This is a genomic window from Carboxylicivirga marina, from assembly GCF_016612505.1.
In the GTDB taxonomy this organism is placed as follows: Bacteria; Bacteroidota; Bacteroidia; order Bacteroidales; family Marinilabiliaceae; genus Carboxylicivirga; species Carboxylicivirga marina.
Genome location: NZ_JAENRR010000014.1, coordinates 61,704 through 80,042, shown reverse-complemented (window position 1 = coordinate 80,042; position 18,339 = coordinate 61,704). Strand labels below are relative to the sequence as shown.

Below are 18,339 nucleotides of genomic sequence, written 5' to 3'. Positions count from 1 at the left end.
TCCCTTTTTTCTGCTTTTTACGTTAGCAAATGTAGGATTGATTTTTATAATGCCAAAGAAATAGTCAAATAAATATCAAATATTTTTACAATTCGTATTTTTCAATGCGATTTGAGTTACTATTTGAACACTCTTTCTATATATATAGTATGATTCGAAAAATCGACTCAAATTAAAGAGGCGCACATCCTATTTGTAAGGCCTTTATTTCAATTACTTACAGCGCATTTGAATAAGAATTGAAAAACACATCAAATGTAAGTTCAAATACCTGTGTGACAAACGTCATGTTTTACTACTTTATGGTATCTGTATTCAAAGCCATGTAATGCTCAAATACCATATTAATAGCTTCCATCATTTTATAATCAGTAAGTGTGGGATCTATTTTATGTTTAGTTCTTAGGAATACCATAAATGAATCCAATTGGGCTCCCTCTAGTTTGGTGAGATACCTCATATTTTCACGTGAAGTCATCTCCCGAAAGCGCTCATAGCGTGCTTCGTTATAGGCAAAGGCAGCATATTTTTTTTCTTTTCGTGTAACTCCGCTACCAAATGCAATACCAGGTCCAAAACGCGGATCTTTTTCCCGAATAGATTTTTTAACTGCACGGGCATCAACATATACGGGCATACTAATGCCTTCCGTGGGCATCATATCCATATTAGCCACCATATGCCTAAAAGATGCATAGGATTTAAACATTAATACATCAACAGAGCCAAGCTCATAGTTCTTTTCTTTTACCACCCAAAGCAAGGTATCGGCCAGCATTTGCTCATTAACAACAAGCATTGAATCCTGAAATCCCAGACATCGAAAAAAGATGGTATCATTGGGACTTGTATTTAACTTAAAAACTCCATTATCACCTGTTTCCTTACCTAAGCCCGAATGACTATTTCCAACAAAGGCAAAAGGCACAGGCGTAATACTATCTTGCTGAACGATTTTTCCAATAAGTTGATTGGCGAAATCATCGTCTGTTTGAGCACTTACAAGACCGCAAATGCAACATAAAGCAGCACATATCAGTAGTCAAACTTTAATCATTTTTATCTCGTTTATATGCTTCAAACAAATCCACCACTTTATATTTGATACTTAAGGGTGTATCATTCTTCTCAAATTTGATATTAGCATTACAGTAGATTATAAAGCCATTAAGCTTATCACCGTTTAACCCGCTAATTTTCTGCATCATTTCATTGGTCATGTATTGCCGTTGCTTCTCGTACTTCAAAACCTTCATCATTTTTCGCTTTTGCTTTTCTGACTTGGCAGTATGGTAATAAATAAAATTAGCCGGCTGAAGAATAGCAGCAAGCACAGGTGGATTTCTTCGATAGCTTGGCAATATATCAACCGGCACATCTGGTTTTCTGCCCAATTGAATATGAGAAGGAAGTTGCAAATCCATCTCCATTTGTTTGCGACGCATGGCTTTTAAGTTCTCCATGTAATCATTATAGTGCTTATTCGCATTAATGTCAATCTGCTCAATTTGATACGCGATGGGTTTGAGCGAAAACGTATACATCCTATCAGCATCGACCTCAAAACTATTCAATGAAAAAGTATGCGCATCAAAACCTAAAGCCAGAACTCGGATACTATCCTTGCTATCAAGTATGATTCGGAATTCACCTACTGAATCGGCCACGTACACATTCATTTTTTTATAACTGGCAATTTGTGCCAGAGGAATGGGGCGCTTATTCGATTGGCTAATTACTTTTCCATGCAACCATACCAGCTTTGACTGACTATTGGCCAACAAAGGCAATATCCACAGGATAATGAATGCTATTTTTAAACTCTTTTTTCCCATTCAGCTGGATTAGGCAAGGTCAATATAATTCATCTTTCATCGACAGGTGTTATTTTTTCAACAAACGAACCTATAATTAACAGCTTTTAACACGCTATGATTAAATAGTTAAAACAAAAGTGCTTAACATTTTTTTATAGTATAATCTTATTAATTAGAATTATTTTTGCGCCAAATGATCATCAGTTCATTAGCTTATCACAAGCAAGAGAAATAAATAAAAACTATATAAAAGAAATAACAATGAGCGATTTGAAGAATATCATTGAAAAGGCCTGGGGTGACCGGTCAATGTTAAGTAACACGGAAACAGTTGATGCCATTAAAACAGTTGTTGAGAAACTGGACAAAGGTGAAATTCGTGTGGCTGAGCCAAATGGTGATTACTGGATTGTTAATGAGTGGGTTAAAAAGGCAGTTATCCTTTACTTCCCTACTCAGAAAATGGAAACCATAGAAGTGGGCCCGTTTGAATTCCATGATAAAATTGCACTTAAGAAAGACTATGCTGCACAGGGTGTTCGTGTAGTTCCTCATGCTGTTGCCCGCTACGGTGCTTTCCTTGAGTCGGGTGTGGTAATGATGCCATCGTATGTGAATATTGGTGCGTATGTTGGTTCGGGTACCATGGTTGACACCTGGGCAACGGTTGGTAGCTGTGCACAGATTGGTAAAAACGTTCACCTGAGTGGTGGTGTTGGCATTGGCGGTGTATTGGAGCCAGTACAGGCTGCTCCGGTTATTATCGAAGACGATGCTTTTGTGGGTTCACGTTGTATTGTGGTTGAAGGTGTACGAGTTGGTAAAGAAGCCGTGTTAGGTGCCAATGTTGTATTAACTGCTTCTACAAAAATTATTGATGTAAGCGGTGACGAGCCTAAAGAGTACAAAGGTTATGTACCTCCACGCTCGGTGGTTATTCCTGGTAGCATTACCAAGAAATTCCCAGCAGGCGAATACCAGGTACCGGCAGCTTTGATTATTGGTCAGCGTAAAGAGTCAACAGATAAGAAGACTTCATTAAACGATGCTTTGCGCGATAATAATGTAGCTGTTTAATTAGACTAATAGAGACTAGACTTTAGATGATTTACAGCTTAGCAGGAGTTGATGAGTTTAGCAGATAAAATAGAAAACCTGATGGGAGTGGTTCCTATCAGGTTTTTTTATACTTAATGTTTCTCATACACCACGCGCGAGGACACGCACAGTAGCGGGGGCACGTGCCATAGCGGTATAGTTCTATACGTAAGTCTTGCTTGATCAAAAGTGCGAAGGATTAAAACATAAAGCCCCATCAGAAAAACATTTCCTGATAGGGCTTGGATATATATGAGCTCTACTTGTGCTCTTATTACATTGCTACTAATTCCTCAGTGTATTCGCCTTTAAAAGTTGTATCATCTTCCATTGTAATATCAATAACTAAGGTATAAATATCACCATCCTTAGAAACAGATACAGTTCCTTCCTTAATTGACGTCATCGATGAATTAGCCATATAATTGGTTCCATCTAACCTTCTTAAATCAGTTAATTCCCCAGGAAACACATAAGTACCATCAACAGATTCACCTGTTGTGTTCACTAGCATGATAGCTAAAGTCGACGATGAATCTAGGTTGACTAAATTAATAGAACTCGTTTCAACATCTCCAAAACTATTATATGAAAACACATTCATATCTATCTTAAATGACTCTCCGTTCATTTCAATTGTGTTTCCTGCTGGTGAGTTGTCGTCATCATCTTTATCACAACTAAATAATGTAGCACATACCAGAAGGCCTAAAGTAAACTTTAATAAATTTTTCATTGTCTGTTTTTTTATAATTATCACTAATAATCTTGGTTAGTGACTATGGTACCTGACTGTGGCCTTGTACTATAAATCACGAATTTCGCTGCGATGTTAGTGAGAAAATTTTATAAATAAATGTATTATCGTAGGAAAGCAATAAAATTGGTTCTTAGAGACTGTTCAAGGTTAGTAAAAACCCTCATAATAGTTAATTCAACGGCTTATTGAAATCGGTGAACTCTCTTAATAGAAGACAGAAGCTTAAAACCTGCTTATAGGTTCGACGAACTTGCACAATTCAACGAGAGAGGTCAATATCATTCATTGAAGAAATAATTCGTTTCATTGATTTTTTTTTAAAAACACTCATTGCTTTAGATATATTACATAGTATTAAACTTCAACTATGTATAAATCCCTGCTCATCCTTACATTATCCTCAGTGACCTGTAGTTTATTGTGTCAAAAATTGATATCACCATTACAATTTGAATATACAAGATCCAGTTTTAAGCAAATTGAAGGTGTTATTATTCGTGATGTTAACAAGAGTGTAGAAATATTCGATAGAAACGATAGCCTAACTATCGAAACATTAAGGAAATACGCTTGGGAAGGATTTTATAATTTACTGGTGGCCAGAGATACATCATTAATAAAGCAAGTTGCACAACAAAATGCTAATATTTTAAAGTATCAAAGTATGTGGAGTAGCTATTACCATATAAAAAGCAAAGGATCAACATACACATATGGTAATATGAAAGGTGTAAACTACAAATATCTGGTAGAAGCCCTTATTGATGATGAAGATTTCTTTAGTCAATGATTCATTACAATACCGATTGGAGCATTGTGATTGCTCGATAACGCCAACTCGTTAAAAGCTTATCAATTTAATTATTCAAAGCCGCTGTTAATAATATGCTCACCAGCATAGGCGAATTGTAGAGCCAAGTGAATAAAATAGAAAACCTGACCGGAATGTATCCTGTCAGGTTTTTTTTATGATTATTGTTTCTCATAAACCACGTGTGAGAACACGCGCGGTAGCGGGGCACTGTGCTTAAATAGCATTATTACCATCGGCTAATTATTTCCAACTGTGTTTTGGGGTTCACATCATCACGGGGATCAATAGCAATACCTGCCTCAACTTCAACATAGACAGGAATGCCTTTTTCCTTCAGGCATAAATCAATGTTGTTATCACTGTCTTTCAGGTCGGCCAGCATATAGGGTTTCACATGGATGGTATCACTCCCTTGAACCATGGCAACAGTAATGGCATCTAACTCATTATCACCAAGCTCTTTTCCATTAACAGCTCTTACACCACCCGACCAAACCAAGCGGGCCACCATTGCTGTTTCATCGCGCGGACAATCGCAGCCTCTTCCCTTTTCAACATAAGGATAATCGTCGGTAAAGGTGAAATACTCAGCATAGCTTAATACGGGACCCTCATCGAGTTGAATCACATCTACTTCCTGCCCTTTATAATTCTGACCCGAGCGGCTCATTAAATCACCCACGACCTTTACTGACACCGGTGGATTTTCAGGATGGTCGCCATATTCACCAACAAGCAAAACTGTCCTTAATTCAAAGGCTTCGATGGCCGGACGAAGAGTAGCATCGGCAGCTGTATATTTGGTTCCATTTAAAGAGGTAATTTCAAAATCTGATACATCCAGAGTAGCCGGATCTACTTCTTGTGAAAACACCAGGGGCATGCCATCGTTTCCGGGTGCTTTAGTTGAAAGCAAAAACGTTATGAGGGGTAAGTCGCTGTCTCTGCCAAAAAAAGCAGTTAACAATTCGGCATCTCGTTCTTTATCAATATCTGGAGTCGTCTCCGATAGAACGGTACTTAAGCGGCAGCCCGAAAGCATTACGACAAGAGGGATAGAAACAATCAAGAGGCCTATTCGCATTTTATTTCTCATGTTTACGATTTTATTAGGTTTCTAAAAGTTACATGATGCAACATGAAACTCAAGCTTCATGTTGTTAATTAAACCGATAGAAAGCACTGATGGTTTAGCAATGAGTAAAAGATGAAGACCCTCCTTAAGAGCCAGTTCATAAAATATGATGACTGCAGACTCGCAATAGCATATAATTATGAGGCGAAAGGCTTAATCAATAAAATTCTTCGGACCTACTTATTTTATTGTCCAAGTTTTAATATTCTGATAGCTCCCTGAATAACAAGGACAAAAACAATGGTTCCAATAACTAAATCTGGCTTATTTGAATTCAACCAGTTAACCAATAACCCGGCTGCAACAACACCCAGGTTTATGATGACGTCATTGGATGTAAAAATGAGACTTGCTTTCATATGAGCTTCCTCTTTACTTTTTGATTTTTGTAAAATAAATAGGCAAATAGCATTGGCGATAAGGGCTAGAATAGATATAACAATCATGGTTGTGAAGTCGGGTAATGCTTCTGCACCAAAAAACCGCCGTAGCACTTCGGCAAACCCAATGATGGCTAATATTATTTGGAAGTAACCAGCCGTTTTAGCAATGCGTTTTTTTCTAATCAAGGTGCCGCCAACCGCAAAAAGGCTGATTCCATAAACAAACGAATCAGCAAGCATATCCAAGCTATCGGCTACCAGGCCCATTGATTTTGAGAGAAGTCCGGTAGTCATCTCGATGATAAAGAACGAGAAGTTAATAGCCAGAACTGACCAAAGTAGCTTTCTTTGGCTAGCTTGCTCTTTAAATTCTGTTTGCTCAGTTATTTCGGTCTTTATTTTTCGCCCACCTAAGTTAAGGTCAATAATGGCCTTTTCAATCTGGTCAATTGACCCCTCATGCGTAACCGTCAGCTGCCGCTTAGGAATATCAAAATTGAGTTGTTTAATGTTTGAGATACCATCGAGCTGCATACGGATTAAATTTTCTTCGGAAGGGCAGTCCATTTTTGATATTTCAAATAGTGTCTTTTCCATTGCTTAGATTGTTTCGAGTGCTATAAGCCTTCAACTCCATACTATAATTACTAACATTAAAGCAGTGCTTTGGTTTTAATCATCTGAATTAGAATGTTGGGAATCAAAGAAAAGCTGCATTGTATTAAAATGCAGCTTGGTGTATTTCTTTATAACGCGAACAGGTTCGCATAGGAGCAAGAGTATTTAAAACCTGCTTTAGAGCTCGCTAATTAATTCTTTTTTCTCTTTTACATCATAAGCAACCATCACCTCTCCATGCCTCACAAGCAACATGCCATTATAGATTGACGGACGTGCCCAGTGCGGCCCTTTTCCTTCCTTAACACGAAAGGAACTTATTACTTCAAACTTTTTTGAATTGGCTTTTACCAATGCCATGTTACCGCGTTTTTCTTCGTAGAGGTATAACATGCCTTCGGCTGAAATAATGGGCCCTTTTGTATGAAAATCACCAATCCATTTTATTTCACCTGTTTGCCAGTCCATGCAAATCCATTTACCGGTTTGCCTTCCGGTAAAATTCGAGCCGTATAAAAAGTTATCTACTAAGACAACACCGTGGTTTTGATTATCAAAAGTTCGGTCGTTAAACTCTTCGGTAACGGACCGTCCATCGGGGGCAATTCTTATCATCGTTGACTTGGCATCCCAACCGCCTGATATCCATAAGCAACTATCCTTATAAGTTGGAATATTTGATATAATAGTTGAATTATCGCCTTTAGGACTCAATACATTATAATGATAATCCCAGCATATCTCACCATTTTCTGTATCTAAGCTTAGCACGTGTGTTTTGCTAGCGGTAATAATGTATTTTTTGCCACAATGTTCAATCAAAGCAGGCGATACATTCGAACGTTTCGTGTTTAAGGATTTCGATTTCCAAATCAACTTGCCGGTCATTTTATCCAGAGCAATAACCATGGCAGTTGCACCACCAATGGAAGCAATCACCTTGTCATCAACCAAAAGTGGCGATTCAGACACACCAAACATATCCCAATCACTTTGGTATTCTTTGTGTAAGTCAACACTCCAGATTTCATCGCCGGTTTTGGCATTTAAACAGGCCATCTGATCCATGCCTGAAAGTACATAAATGCGGTCGCCTTCGAGTGTAGGCGTACACCGTGCTTCGGGGAACGAATTTTTCCAGACCTCGCCGTAAGGTTTTTGCCAAAGGACTTTGCCGTTTAAATCCATGCAGCTCAAATACTCAAGTGTATCGATATTACCGGTCGTATAAATACGCTCGCTTGTTGCAATGGTTGATGAGTTTGTTTTGCCCAATCCTTCCGTTACAAACAAAACTTCCGGTCCATCAGCCGGCCATTCTTTTAATAAACCTGTTTCGGGGAAAATACCATCACGGTTTGGCCCACGGAACTGCGTAATTTGGGCGTTCGAGGAAAAAAAGAAGCTGAATAAAACCAATAATAGAATAAAGGTTTGTCCGGTAGATTTTGTAGTCATAGTGTCTGTAAGTTTATGTTTTTATCGATTCTTCACTTTTGAAATCAGGAGTTTAAAACTACTTTTTATTTTCGATATAATTACAAATACGCCTAGCATGTGCGCTACTTATGATATTCATTACTATCCTTCGGGGCTTCCTCTCTTTTATTTATTCCATAGTCTCGAATAATTGAACCTACTCTTATTCTGTAATCAGAGAAGATATGTCCTAAGCCTTCAGCTTGTCCTTCCCGATGCATCGTTTCGTTTCGCCATTTCTCTATGGCTTCCTCACTTTCCCAAAACGAAAGTGATAGAATTTTTCCTTTTGTTTGAAGACTCTCAAAACGTTCTACAGATATAAAACCATCTACGTTTGCAAGCATTGGTTTCAATTTTGCTGCTATATCAAGATATTCTTGCTTATTTTCTTCTTTCGGACAAACTTCAAATATTACTGCAATCATATTGTAATTTTAGATTTTTTATTTGCGATAATCCTTTGCTAGCGCCTATTTGCAATAGGTGTTTATCAACATTAAATGCAGGCACATATTATAAATCTCTGCTAAGCGAGAAGGGTAGCCCTCATTGCTTTATATCTTATACTTCACTCCAATAACAGCACTAAAAGCATTCGTTTTAATCGAACCATCATCAATAACATCCAACTTGCTGGTATTGAGCAATCCAAGGTAGTTTCGCAGCCCTAGGTCTAGTATAAACCTATCATTCATTGGTAAATTAATACCAGCCTTTAACGCTAATCCAACATCTATTCTTTTCATATTTTCAGTGTTATCCTCAACCTGTTCAGGCATAATACTACTTCCTTCGAAAATAGTTTTCTGACTCAACAAAAAGCTAAGAAAAGTACCGCCTCCAAAATAAAACTTAAGCTTCGAATTTGTATGATAGCTCAGCATTAAAGGTAATGTCAGATAGTCGAAATTACTTTCCACTTCAGAATTAAGAAGTATCGATCCTGACTTATCTGTATATTCAACATCGGTTTTGGCTCCCTTTCTTTCAAAGGCCAATCCGCTGTTCAATGAAAGGTTTTCTGATAAAACATAATCAAAAGTAATACCAGGCGAAATAACAAAACGGCTGTCAAAGTCATCTATCATTGGATTGCCCCTAAGCGATGTGATGGAATTGGCCATTTGCAAACCAATGGCAATTTTTGATTCTTGAGAAAAAGCGAATAAAGAGATTAGCGATCCAATCAGGAATAAAATTGTTTTTTTCATAGTGTTATAGTTTTTTCAGGTTATCAATACAACACACTCGCTGGCGCGAATTTGTAATTCGTGCCAATTTATTTACTCGTTAGCACAGATTACAAATCTGCGCTAGCTGGGGTCTGTTGGTTTTAAGTATATTTTTCTTTGTTTTATACCATTCAGAATTCCCCAAACAACTAATGATATAATTAAAACAGTCAAACCAAACAATGTAGGTTTGTATGAATTTTTAATACCATCAGCCACCATTGATGGTGATATTGTTCCAGCTTGCGAAATTGAATCAAATGCTTCAACCATACTTAATACTTGACCAAAAATACCTAATAGTAAACCAATGACACCCAATAGCCAAGTCCAAAAAATTCCGATTGATTCAGGATAATTTGTTTTACGAAGTTTCCACAATTTTATATAACCCGTAACAATTAATATTATTCCACATGTCAATGGAAGTAAAGTATATGGATATAGATTAAATAGTCCGTTCATTTTAAATTGATTATAAAATTTAACCTCTGCTAAGTAAGTTTGCACCTTCGTTTGATGCAACCATTAGTTTATAACTACTTTTCAGAATCGACGAAGTTGCAAACATCGCCGAGCGGGGGTGGTGGTAGAACTTTAAACTTAACTACTAATATATCATCAGCTCCCCTAAGTCTATGCCAATCATTTGTTGTAGTTAGACTGACAGAGATATTAAATTCTTCTCCAACATCTTTGTTTTTTATTATGTAAGAAAATTTATTTTCGCTTTCTTCAACTGTTGGAGACCATTTTAGACTATAGGATTCATTTGGAAAAGTAGGATCTATTTCTACCTCAATTGAAATTTTATCTCCTGGTCTCAAAAAATATTCTTCCTTGTTGATAAAGCTGATATAATTACCCCCAACTACAGTCTTTCCTGTAAACTTATTTCTGAATATGGTATTACCAAATGAGTCTTTGTATTTTAGAATTAAAGGGACATTAAATTCTTGATCCATATTTATTTTGCTATAATATTTTTTTATGCTTTCGATTATATCATTAGTATAACACACTACTCGTTCTCCATCCCTTACGGATATAGCATTAGCATGATACAGTTTATTTCTTGGTAAAACCAATCTATTCAAATACAATCTTATCATCTCTGAATTTCCCTTAATGAAAAATTCGTCAAATACCTTTCTGAAATGTTTATTGTAAAGAGTTGGATTTGTAATTATTTTTATTTCTGATTCTAATAGACAAGCATCAATTGGCCTCGCATATCTTGAAGGTTCAGCTGTTATTCGATCGTTAATTTCTTTTTTTATTTTTTTCGAAATTAGATTAGTTCCATCCTTAAGAGTATGATCATAATAATTTTCACCATATTCAGTTGTGAGAATATCATCAATTAATCTTCTTAACCACATCTCAAGTGATTCAATGTATTCCTTACAATATTGTCGAAGCTCAGAATCTGTTATTTTGTATAATGGCATACTTCTTTAATTAAATCTAATACAATAATGTTTATACTTTGCTTTAAACCTTTCGGGAGTATCATCTTTTGAAAACACAATCAATCTATTTTCGTCCTCTTTGCTATCGCCGGTTTGCAATCGGTGCTTATCAATTCATATTGAATGACACGGATTACAAATCCGCAACCCCAAGGGAGATATTACTTATCTACTCCACTCATCTAAATTAGTTAAATAACACCACAAACCAACCTCAACATAATAACTTCATACTGGCTCAATAACACTTTCTATACATTTAACTATCAACCCCAACCATACATCCCTTATCATTCCTGCAAACTACAACTAGCACTCACTTAATTAGCCATAATGTTTTGCAGATTAAATTATTTGACTAATTTTAATCTGAAATTATTTAACAAGTTGGTTGGCCAATTAAGCACACAGGCCAAAAGCAAAGTATTTTTCGGTAACGAACACTGATTTGAGTAAAAGCAAAGTATTTTGGCACGTTTCATCGTTACAATGAGCCATAATTATTTGTCGATTGCCCATTTCAAGGTTACAGGAGGCAAAAATCATTTGATTATTGGCCGTTGTAACATTACGGGAAGCGATAAACATTTGATTTTTGCTCATTACATGGTTGTTTGAGCTCAAATACATTTACTTTTTGGCCCATTACTTAAGGTTAACCAACACAAACCTAATATTAATGAAAATAGAAAAACTAATGCAACGCAGCTACAATGGCGAGGTAGCTACGGTAACGGAGAGTATTTTAAAAGCGGCTGCTACAAAGGCCTTAGGTGATGATTCATTCCTTTCGGGCGTATTAGAAAAGATGGGGAATGAAGAGGAAAATTTAAGCTATGCCATCAGGCAGGACAAAGCGGTATCGGAACTGGAAACAGCTGATGATAAGCGCGAAAAACCATTACGTGCTTTGTATAATTTATCAAGTGGCTACCTCTATCATCCGGACGAAACCATCAGCGCAGCTGCACACACCGTTTGTACGGTATTAGATAAATATCCTTTATCGGAACTGTTACGAGCCAACTATGCTCAGGAGTCGGCCTTAATCGAGTCTTTACTAAAAGATTTGGAAGCCGAAGATGTGAAAGCAGCTATTGCCCTATTGACTGGGGTGGCTGAAACGGTAGTTGCCATACGCACTGCCCAGGATGCTTTTACCAGCACATTTATAGCCTACAGCGAAGCAAAGGCCAGGCACAACAATAAGGATACGGCTACTAAATTGAAATCAGCACTATTAAAGCTCATCAATAACGAACTGGTGATTTACCTACGTGCCATGGCAATAGCTGCAACAGACACTTATGGTGACTTTGCCGCGGCCACCGCACAAATTATTGCCGACAATAATGATAAGGTGCGAAAGCGAATAAATAAGAAAGATAGTGTAGAGACTGAAGAAAATTAGTTTAGTAGAATAGGTTCAAAAAAGTCTACTTTACAGTTGAAAACCCGTTTAGAAAAAGTTCTATCGGGTTTTCTTTTTTCACTCATAAGCACAGATTACAAACCTGCGCTAGCAGGCTGCCAAGCAGTAGTTTGGACTTTAAAGAAACAGAAAGACAAGTTACATTGCCGTTTAAGCGACGATTGTAAATCAATCGAGTTAAAGACTTTAAAAGCCATTTGATAGGTCGATTGCTAAAAGCGAGCATGGTATGAAGACGTATCAATTTGGTGCTTCGCCCAAACCAGAGTTACTTTTTGCTACAGGGCAAAAACTAACGAAAAACCCCGCTGACCACAGCACTCGATGACCTTTCTAATCTTATTCGCTGAATTAAAAGAACTCTCCGCCTAATGGCGGTTCAGACAGCTTTTAATTCTACGCTCATTACAATTGAAAGGTGCCCATCTGCGTTGCTGATGTCAGAGTTCCTGCATACTCTGATTATCATCATTCACCACTCAATACGAAGTTTTGAAACATTGAAAGTCAGGAATGCCTGCTCGACACAAGGGCAATATTTATAAGAAAAAACCTGACAGGTCTCAAAGACCTGTCAGGTTTATATATTATTCTAAAAATAGTCCGCTTAGCTTACTATTCACTATTTTACTTCTTCCATTTCAACTGGTTTTGACTGACCAGGAAGTATCAGGTTTAAGATAACACCAATGACCGATGCTAACCCAATACCTGCTAAAGAGAATGAACCTAATTCAATGGATGCACCACCAATACCTACAGTTAAGATAACTGATACAATGACCATATTACGGGTTTTATGGAAATCAGCTTTTGACTCTGTCAGCGTTTTAATACCCACACTGGCAATCATACCAAAAAGCAACAACATAATACCGCCTAATACTTCGGTAGGAATTGATTTTAAAAAGCCGCTTACTTTTCCAACCACCGAAAACACAATAGCTGTAATAGCCGTGATACGCAATACTTTTGGATCTGTAACTTTGGTTAATTCAATGGCTCCTGTAACTTCTGAATAAGTTGTGTTTGGTACACTACCAATTAATCCGGCAAACGCAGTTGCCACACCATCACCAAGCATGGTTCTGTTTAACCCTGGCTCTTTAATAAAATCTTTTTCGGCTACAGCACCTACCGCATAAATATCACCTACGTGCTCAATCAGTGGCGCAATAGCCACAGGAATCATAAATAAAATCGCCTGCCAGTTGAACTCAGGCATGGTAAACTCAGGTAAAGCAATCCAGGCAGCGTCCCTAATTGGTGAAAAATCAACCACACCTAAAATTAGCGACAATACATATCCTACAATAATACCAACAAAAACAGGTATCAGTCTTAATAATCCTTTGAAGTAAACCACCGCAATAATGGCCGATAGTAATGAAACACCGGAGATAATCCAGTTGCCTTTGGCCATGTCAACACCTACTGAGGCTAATGATAAACCAATAACCATAATTACTGGGCCTACTACTACCGAAGGAAAAATACGCTTGATAAAACCTACTCCGCGCCATTTAATTAATAACGACATCAAAGAATAAACAATACCTACAGCTACTAAACCAGATAAAGTACCCGCCCAACCAAATTTTTCGGTGGCCAAAGTGATAGGTGCAATAAAAGCAAAACTACTGCCTAAAAATACAGGCACCTTGCCTTTTGTTATTAGATGAAAAATAAGTGTTCCAACACCTGCTGAAAATAGTGCTATTGATGGATTGATACCCACTAATAAGGGAACTAATACAGTGGCCCCAAATGCCACAAATAAAAATTGAATACCTATAATGACCTGTTTACTAAGGCCTAAACTTGGCGATGAATTCTTCATAATGACGATAACGTTACATGTTAAACCTTGCAAAAGTAAGAATATCAATGTAATTGCAATCATCCACTGGTTTATTTAGTGAGGTTCAAAATAAGTTAGCCAGACCATTGATTGAATGTAGTACACCCCCATCCCCATCTATCGATGGTACTTCCCCCTAAAATGGGGAAGAAGGATTGGCCGAATGCTTAATTATTCAACACAATGTAAAGAAGGCCATTCGCTCTTCCCTTTTTGCCATAACAAAAGGGGAAGTACCGTGACGAAGGCGCGGGGATGGGGATTACATTTTAAATATTTCCAAGCTTAAGACATGCGACTCTTTTTTGGGCAAAACAATTAAAAACATTAGGTTTGTTTGAGTTGATATATATAGTATGCAAAAATCTCTTACAAACCCCAACGCTGGCTTTGGTGCCCTGGCTGTTTTCATGACAGCTATTTCAACCATTTTAGGCGCCATATTATTTTTACGATTTGGTTATGCGCTTGCTCATGTCGGATTAGGCGGACTTATAGCTATTATTGTGATAGGTCATGTAGTTACGGTTCCTACAGCTTTGGCAGTAGCCGAAATTGCCACCAATCAGCGGGTGCAGGGCGGAGGTGCTTATTTTATAATATCTCGCTCCTTCGGGTTAAATATCGGTGGGGCCATTGGTTTAGCCTTGTTTCTATCGCAGGCGGTTAGTGTAGCCTTTTACATCATTGCCTTTGGTGAAGCATTTGACCCTTTAATTCCCTATCTGCCTTTTGACATTGATGCCGTAATATTTAAAAAGATAGTGACACTTATTCTGATGTCTATCCTTTCGGTAATTGTGGTACTAAGAGGTGCTAACATTGGCATGAAAGCATTGTATGGTGTGGTGGCTTTACTGTTTGTCTCCATCATTTTCTTCCTCATGGGAAAACCAATAACAGAAGGAATCGAGCTATCATTTAATAATACCATTACAAATGGTGATGGATTCTTTGTTGTATTTACCATCATTTTTCCGGCTTTTACAGGAATTGCTGCTGGCCTTGGCTTATCGGGCGATTTAAAAGACCCTAAAAGATCAATACCCAAAGGCACCTTAATGGCCACCATTGTTGGCATGGTCATTTATGTTATTGTGGCTTTCAAGCTAGCCTCATCGGCAACACCCGAAGCCATGCAGAGCGATCAGCTGATAATGTCGCAAATATCCATTTGGGGCCCCATTATTCCAATTGGTTTGGCCGCTGCATGTTTATCATCAGCTATTGGCTCTTTACTGGTAGCTCCACGTACCTTACAAGCCATCGGTTTCGACTGTATCTTACCATTCAATAATTTCAATAACTGGATAGCCAAAGGGCGCGACAATGACAATGAGCCAATCAATGGAAGTATCATCACCATCTTCATCGCCTTCTTCTTTATCATTATAGGTGATGTGGATTTTGTAGCTGAGATTATTTCCATGTTCTTTATGATTACCTATGGCTTTATCTGCCTTATCTCGTTCTTAGAGCATTTTGCAGCCGATCCATCATACCGACCAACATTTAAGTATAACAAGTGGTACTTTTCGTTATTAGGTGCTGTTCTTTCATTTTGGTTAATGTTCCAGATGAAATGGAGCTATGCTGTACTGGCAACATGTTTGATGGCAGCCACCTACTATTTTATAGCAATGGCTAATCCTGAAAGGCAAGGTCTTGAAAAATTATTCAAAGGTGTCATATTCCAGTTGAGTCGTCAGATACAAATATTTGTGCAGCGTGCCAATAAAGATGAGAAGGAAACCCATTGGCGACCTTTTGCTATTTGTGTTTCTGAAGATTCATTTAAACGACAAGCAGCTTTTGATTTATTAAGATGGGTGTGTTACAAACATGGCTTTGGTACATATATCCATTTTATTAAAGGCTTTTTAAATAAAGATACCCACGAGGAATCGCAGAACGTACTAAAGCGCCTTATTAATCAATCGGAAGGCAGTAAAAGCCGTTTATATCTCGATACAATCATAAGTCCGTCTTATACTTCGGCCATTGCTCAGGTGATTCAATTATCAGGCATTAGCGGAAAAGGCAACAACTTAATTCTATTCGAATTCTCACGCACCAACCCTGAGTCGCTCAAGCATGCACTGGACAACTATCAACTATTTGAAGCCACAGGCTTTGATGTATGTGTGCTTAATTCGTCGTATAAGGGCTTTGGCTATAAACGTGAGATTCATGTTTGGATCAGTGCACTTGACTTTAGAAATGCCAACCTGATGATCTTACTGGCATATATCATTTCGGGTCACCCTGAATGGCGCAATGCAGTTATAAAAATATTCGCCACCTTCCCCGAAAGTCAGGTAGAGAAACAGCGTAAACGATTACTCGAACTGATTCAGGAAGGTCGTCTGCCGATATCCTCGTCTAATGTGGTATTCTTATCGATGACGAATAATCAAACAACGCAAGAAATGATCATGAGCCATAGCTCCGATGCCGATTTAGCCATTGTTGGTTTCAGACCCGAAACAGTTAAGGAAAATCCTGTCAAGCTAATCGACTATGGCGATATGAGCAACATATTATTTGTTAACACCTCACACAAAAAAGACATTTAACTGGCGATGAAAAAGCAAAAAAATCAGGCTGATGTATTCATCCGCGTTGAACAATGGTGTAGCAATAATCAAAAGGCTCTTATTTTCACTATATTAAGCATTTTCACTCTTATGTCAATGCTGCTCTTTAATCTGCGAATAAGCGAAGGCGGCGATGACAGTACTTACATCATTAGAGCTGTTAACTTTATAAACGATGGCGCATACCCTTCATTCCAAGGGCCATTATACCCCATGTTTCTTTCACTATTTGTGTCGCTTTTTGGCATTAAGTTGGGCGTATTGAAGCTATCGTCTTTTGCACTAATGCTTTTTTGTCTTTGGTTTATATATAAACACTTCAAAGGCAGAGTGCCGTACACATTGCTGTTTGCCACCCTTTTATTGGTGTCAGTCAGTAGCTATTTCACATACTTCAGCAGTCAAACCTACAGCGAAGCCCTCTTTTTGGTTCTTCAACTGCCAGTTATTGCGCTAGTATTTAAGCTAATTGATAATAAAACAAATACATTCAACTGGAAAACAGTCGCTTTGTTGAGTCTGGCCATTTTTGCAGGCTACCTCACTCGCACGGTTGGAGTAGGAACTCTCATTGCAGTGATGGTATTTCTGGCATTAGATAAGAGATACAAAGAAGCAGGAGCTATTCTGGGTGGTTTCATTGTTTTGTTTGGCTTCTTCCTGATTATTAAAAGCAGCATTTGGCAAATACCTATGTTTGACGATGGGCAAGCATCAACTTTAATCTATAAACATCCTTATCAATTAGATAAAGGCAAAGAAACAATAGGTGGTTTTATCACACGATTTATCGATAACTCCAACCTGTATCTTTCCAAACATTTTATTAAAATGCTTGGCTTGCGAGCTGCTGGTCCTACTGCTGTCTATGGCTTCATTACTGTGTTGCTGTATGCTATTTTCGCCTATGCAACTGCTAAAGCCTTTAAAAAGAATAAATACCTTCTGTTTGTTGCAATATATTTGATGACGATGTTAGGCATCACCTTTACTGCGCTGCAAAAGCTTTGGGATCAGTATCGACTGATAATTCCGTTCTTCCCATTTATGGTGATGACTGTGTTATACGGATTATGGGAGCTCAGCCAGCTTAAGAAAAGCAGCTTGCTCAAATATCTGTTTCTGGTACTTATTGGGATTAGCTTTATTGGCTCGGCAAAACAATCATTTACAAAAATTGATTTGCTCACATTACGCAAGAATTTAAAAGGTGATTTATACGAAGGCTATACCGATGACTGGCGCCATTTCCTTTCGATGTCGGAATATGCAGGAAAAAAACTGCCTGAACAAAGCTATGTGGCAGCACGTAAACCAAATATGGCCCGCATTTATGCCGATGGGAAAAAGTTTTATGGCATCTATCGATTCGATACAAATGATCCAGATAAGCTATTGCAACGCTTAAAGGATAAAAAAGTCACACATGTGATAATGGCCAGCTTGCGCAAAAACCCAAGAGTCAACAATGGCCAAACAATCAATACTATTCAACGGTATTTGTACATCATTTCAAAAAAATATCCAGAGGTTTTTAAACTGGAATACCAAATAGGTAAAATTGAACCGGCCTTTTTATTTAGAGTTGACTACAAGGCCGCTAAATCAATAGAAAGCAATAATCAGGGGAATTGACGC

At 37.8% G+C, this 18,339-nt stretch carries 17 protein-coding genes; 5 read left to right on the top strand and 12 right to left on the bottom strand.

The genetic code is table 11. From position 1 onward, the window contains the following. Positions 1-295: 295 nt before the first annotated feature. Positions 296-928, bottom strand: a complete 633-nt coding sequence (locus tag JIV24_RS08130; protein WP_200464532.1) for a hypothetical protein — start codon at positions 926-928, stop codon at positions 296-298. 121 nt (positions 929-1,049) lie between these two features. Then, positions 1,050-1,835 carry a hypothetical protein gene (locus tag JIV24_RS08125; protein WP_200464531.1) on the bottom strand — a complete coding sequence of 262 codons (786 nt, stop codon included), beginning with the start codon at positions 1,833-1,835 and terminating at the stop codon, positions 1,050-1,052. Positions 1,836-2,078: 243 nt separating this feature from the next. On the opposite strand from JIV24_RS08125, the gene JIV24_RS08120 reads away from it, so the two are divergent. Next, the gene (locus JIV24_RS08120; protein WP_200464530.1) at positions 2,079-2,894 is read left to right on the top strand and encodes a 2,3,4,5-tetrahydropyridine-2,6-dicarboxylate N-succinyltransferase; all 816 of its coding nucleotides are present in this window, start codon (positions 2,079-2,081) and stop codon (positions 2,892-2,894) included. Between the two features lie 295 nt (positions 2,895-3,189). Here JIV24_RS08120 and JIV24_RS08115 read toward each other — a convergent pair whose 3' ends face one another. Beyond that, on the bottom strand, positions 3,190-3,651 hold the full coding sequence (locus tag JIV24_RS08115) for a hypothetical protein (RefSeq protein WP_200464529.1): 462 nt from the start codon (positions 3,649-3,651) through the stop codon (positions 3,190-3,192). A gap of 454 nt (positions 3,652-4,105) precedes the next feature. Here JIV24_RS08115 and JIV24_RS08110 point away from each other — a divergent pair, with 454 nt between their 5' ends. Further along, entirely contained in the window at positions 4,106-4,465 is a 360-nt protein-coding gene (locus tag JIV24_RS08110) for a hypothetical protein (RefSeq protein WP_234445757.1), read from the top strand. 250 nt (positions 4,466-4,715) lie between these two features. Here the strand turns inward: JIV24_RS08110 and JIV24_RS08105 are convergent, their stop codons facing one another. The 8 genes from JIV24_RS08105 to JIV24_RS08070 form a co-directional block, all read right to left on the bottom strand. Next, on the bottom strand, positions 4,716-5,585 hold the full coding sequence (locus tag JIV24_RS08105; protein ID WP_200464527.1) for a hypothetical protein: 870 nt from the start codon (positions 5,583-5,585) through the stop codon (positions 4,716-4,718). A gap of 224 nt (positions 5,586-5,809) precedes the next feature. After that, positions 5,810-6,604: a cation transporter gene (locus JIV24_RS08100; RefSeq protein ID WP_200464526.1), complete on the bottom strand. Its 795-nt coding sequence runs from the start codon at positions 6,602-6,604 to the stop codon at positions 5,810-5,812. Between the two features lie 198 nt (positions 6,605-6,802). After that, a complete protein-coding gene (locus JIV24_RS08095) occupies positions 6,803-8,083 on the bottom strand; it encodes a PQQ-binding-like beta-propeller repeat protein (protein WP_200464525.1) in 1,281 nt (426 codons plus the stop codon). A 104-nt stretch (positions 8,084-8,187) separates the two neighbouring features. Further along, positions 8,188-8,532, bottom strand: coding sequence for an antibiotic biosynthesis monooxygenase family protein (locus JIV24_RS08090; RefSeq protein ID WP_200464524.1), 345 nt, complete (start codon positions 8,530-8,532; stop codon positions 8,188-8,190). A 129-nt stretch (positions 8,533-8,661) separates the two neighbouring features. Continuing rightward, positions 8,662-9,318: a porin family protein gene (locus JIV24_RS08085; protein ID WP_200464523.1), complete on the bottom strand. Its 657-nt coding sequence runs from the start codon at positions 9,316-9,318 to the stop codon at positions 8,662-8,664. A gap of 102 nt (positions 9,319-9,420) precedes the next feature. Beyond that, the gene (locus JIV24_RS08080) at positions 9,421-9,804 is read right to left on the bottom strand and encodes a MotA/TolQ/ExbB proton channel family protein (RefSeq protein WP_200464522.1); all 384 of its coding nucleotides are present in this window, start codon (positions 9,802-9,804) and stop codon (positions 9,421-9,423) included. 74 nt (positions 9,805-9,878) lie between these two features. Then, positions 9,879-10,790: a hypothetical protein gene (locus JIV24_RS08075; protein WP_200464521.1), complete on the bottom strand. Its 912-nt coding sequence runs from the start codon at positions 10,788-10,790 to the stop codon at positions 9,879-9,881. A gap of 420 nt (positions 10,791-11,210) precedes the next feature. Then, positions 11,211-11,414 carry a hypothetical protein gene (locus JIV24_RS08070; protein ID WP_200464520.1) on the bottom strand — a complete coding sequence of 68 codons (204 nt, stop codon included), beginning with the start codon at positions 11,412-11,414 and terminating at the stop codon, positions 11,211-11,213. A gap of 76 nt (positions 11,415-11,490) precedes the next feature. On the opposite strand from JIV24_RS08070, the gene JIV24_RS08065 reads away from it, so the two are divergent. After that, on the top strand, positions 11,491-12,222 hold the full coding sequence (locus JIV24_RS08065) for a DUF6261 family protein (protein WP_200464519.1): 732 nt from the start codon (positions 11,491-11,493) through the stop codon (positions 12,220-12,222). A 643-nt stretch (positions 12,223-12,865) separates the two neighbouring features. Here the strand turns inward: JIV24_RS08065 and JIV24_RS08060 are convergent. Then, a complete protein-coding gene (locus JIV24_RS08060; protein ID WP_234445756.1) occupies positions 12,866-14,146 on the bottom strand; it encodes a uracil-xanthine permease family protein in 1,281 nt (426 codons plus the stop codon). A 314-nt stretch (positions 14,147-14,460) separates the two neighbouring features. Here JIV24_RS08060 and JIV24_RS08055 point away from each other — a divergent pair, with 314 nt between their 5' ends. After that, positions 14,461-16,680 carry an APC family permease gene (locus JIV24_RS08055; protein WP_200464518.1) on the top strand — a complete coding sequence of 740 codons (2,220 nt, stop codon included), beginning with the start codon at positions 14,461-14,463 and terminating at the stop codon, positions 16,678-16,680. A gap of 6 nt (positions 16,681-16,686) precedes the next feature. Further along, on the top strand, positions 16,687-18,336 hold the full coding sequence (locus JIV24_RS08050; protein WP_200464517.1) for a glycosyltransferase family protein: 1,650 nt from the start codon (positions 16,687-16,689) through the stop codon (positions 18,334-18,336). Positions 18,337-18,339: the final 3 nt, after the last annotated feature.

What these genes read in the sequence shown, in the direction of transcription:
- JIV24_RS08125 (WP_200464531.1), bottom strand. Translation starts at nt 1,835, where the DNA reads ATGGGAAAAAAGAGTTTAAAAATAGCATTCATTATCCTGTGGATATTG.
- JIV24_RS08120 (WP_200464530.1), top strand. Translation starts at nt 2,079, where the DNA reads ATGAGCGATTTGAAGAATATCATTGAAAAGGCCTGGGGTGACCGGTCA.
- JIV24_RS08115 (WP_200464529.1), bottom strand. Translation starts at nt 3,651, where the DNA reads ATGAAAAATTTATTAAAGTTTACTTTAGGCCTTCTGGTATGTGCTACA.
- JIV24_RS08105 (WP_200464527.1), bottom strand. Translation starts at nt 5,585, where the DNA reads ATGAGAAATAAAATGCGAATAGGCCTCTTGATTGTTTCTATCCCTCTT.
- JIV24_RS08100 (WP_200464526.1), bottom strand. Translation starts at nt 6,604, where the DNA reads ATGGAAAAGACACTATTTGAAATATCAAAAATGGACTGCCCTTCCGAA.
- JIV24_RS08095 (WP_200464525.1), bottom strand. Translation starts at nt 8,083, where the DNA reads ATGACTACAAAATCTACCGGACAAACCTTTATTCTATTATTGGTTTTA.
- JIV24_RS08090 (WP_200464524.1), bottom strand. Translation starts at nt 8,532, where the DNA reads ATGATTGCAGTAATATTTGAAGTTTGTCCGAAAGAAGAAAATAAGCAA.
- JIV24_RS08085 (WP_200464523.1), bottom strand. Translation starts at nt 9,318, where the DNA reads ATGAAAAAAACAATTTTATTCCTGATTGGATCGCTAATCTCTTTATTC.
- JIV24_RS08080 (WP_200464522.1), bottom strand. Translation starts at nt 9,804, where the DNA reads ATGAACGGACTATTTAATCTATATCCATATACTTTACTTCCATTGACA.
- JIV24_RS08075 (WP_200464521.1), bottom strand. Translation starts at nt 10,790, where the DNA reads ATGCCATTATACAAAATAACAGATTCTGAGCTTCGACAATATTGTAAG.
- JIV24_RS08070 (WP_200464520.1), bottom strand. Translation starts at nt 11,414, where the DNA reads ATGAGCAAAAATCAAATGTTTATCGCTTCCCGTAATGTTACAACGGCC.
- JIV24_RS08065 (WP_200464519.1), top strand. Translation starts at nt 11,491, where the DNA reads ATGAAAATAGAAAAACTAATGCAACGCAGCTACAATGGCGAGGTAGCT.
- JIV24_RS08060 (WP_234445756.1), bottom strand. Translation starts at nt 14,146, where the DNA reads ATGATTGCAATTACATTGATATTCTTACTTTTGCAAGGTTTAACATGT.
- JIV24_RS08055 (WP_200464518.1), top strand. Translation starts at nt 14,461, where the DNA reads ATGCAAAAATCTCTTACAAACCCCAACGCTGGCTTTGGTGCCCTGGCT.
- JIV24_RS08050 (WP_200464517.1), top strand. Translation starts at nt 16,687, where the DNA reads ATGAAAAAGCAAAAAAATCAGGCTGATGTATTCATCCGCGTTGAACAA.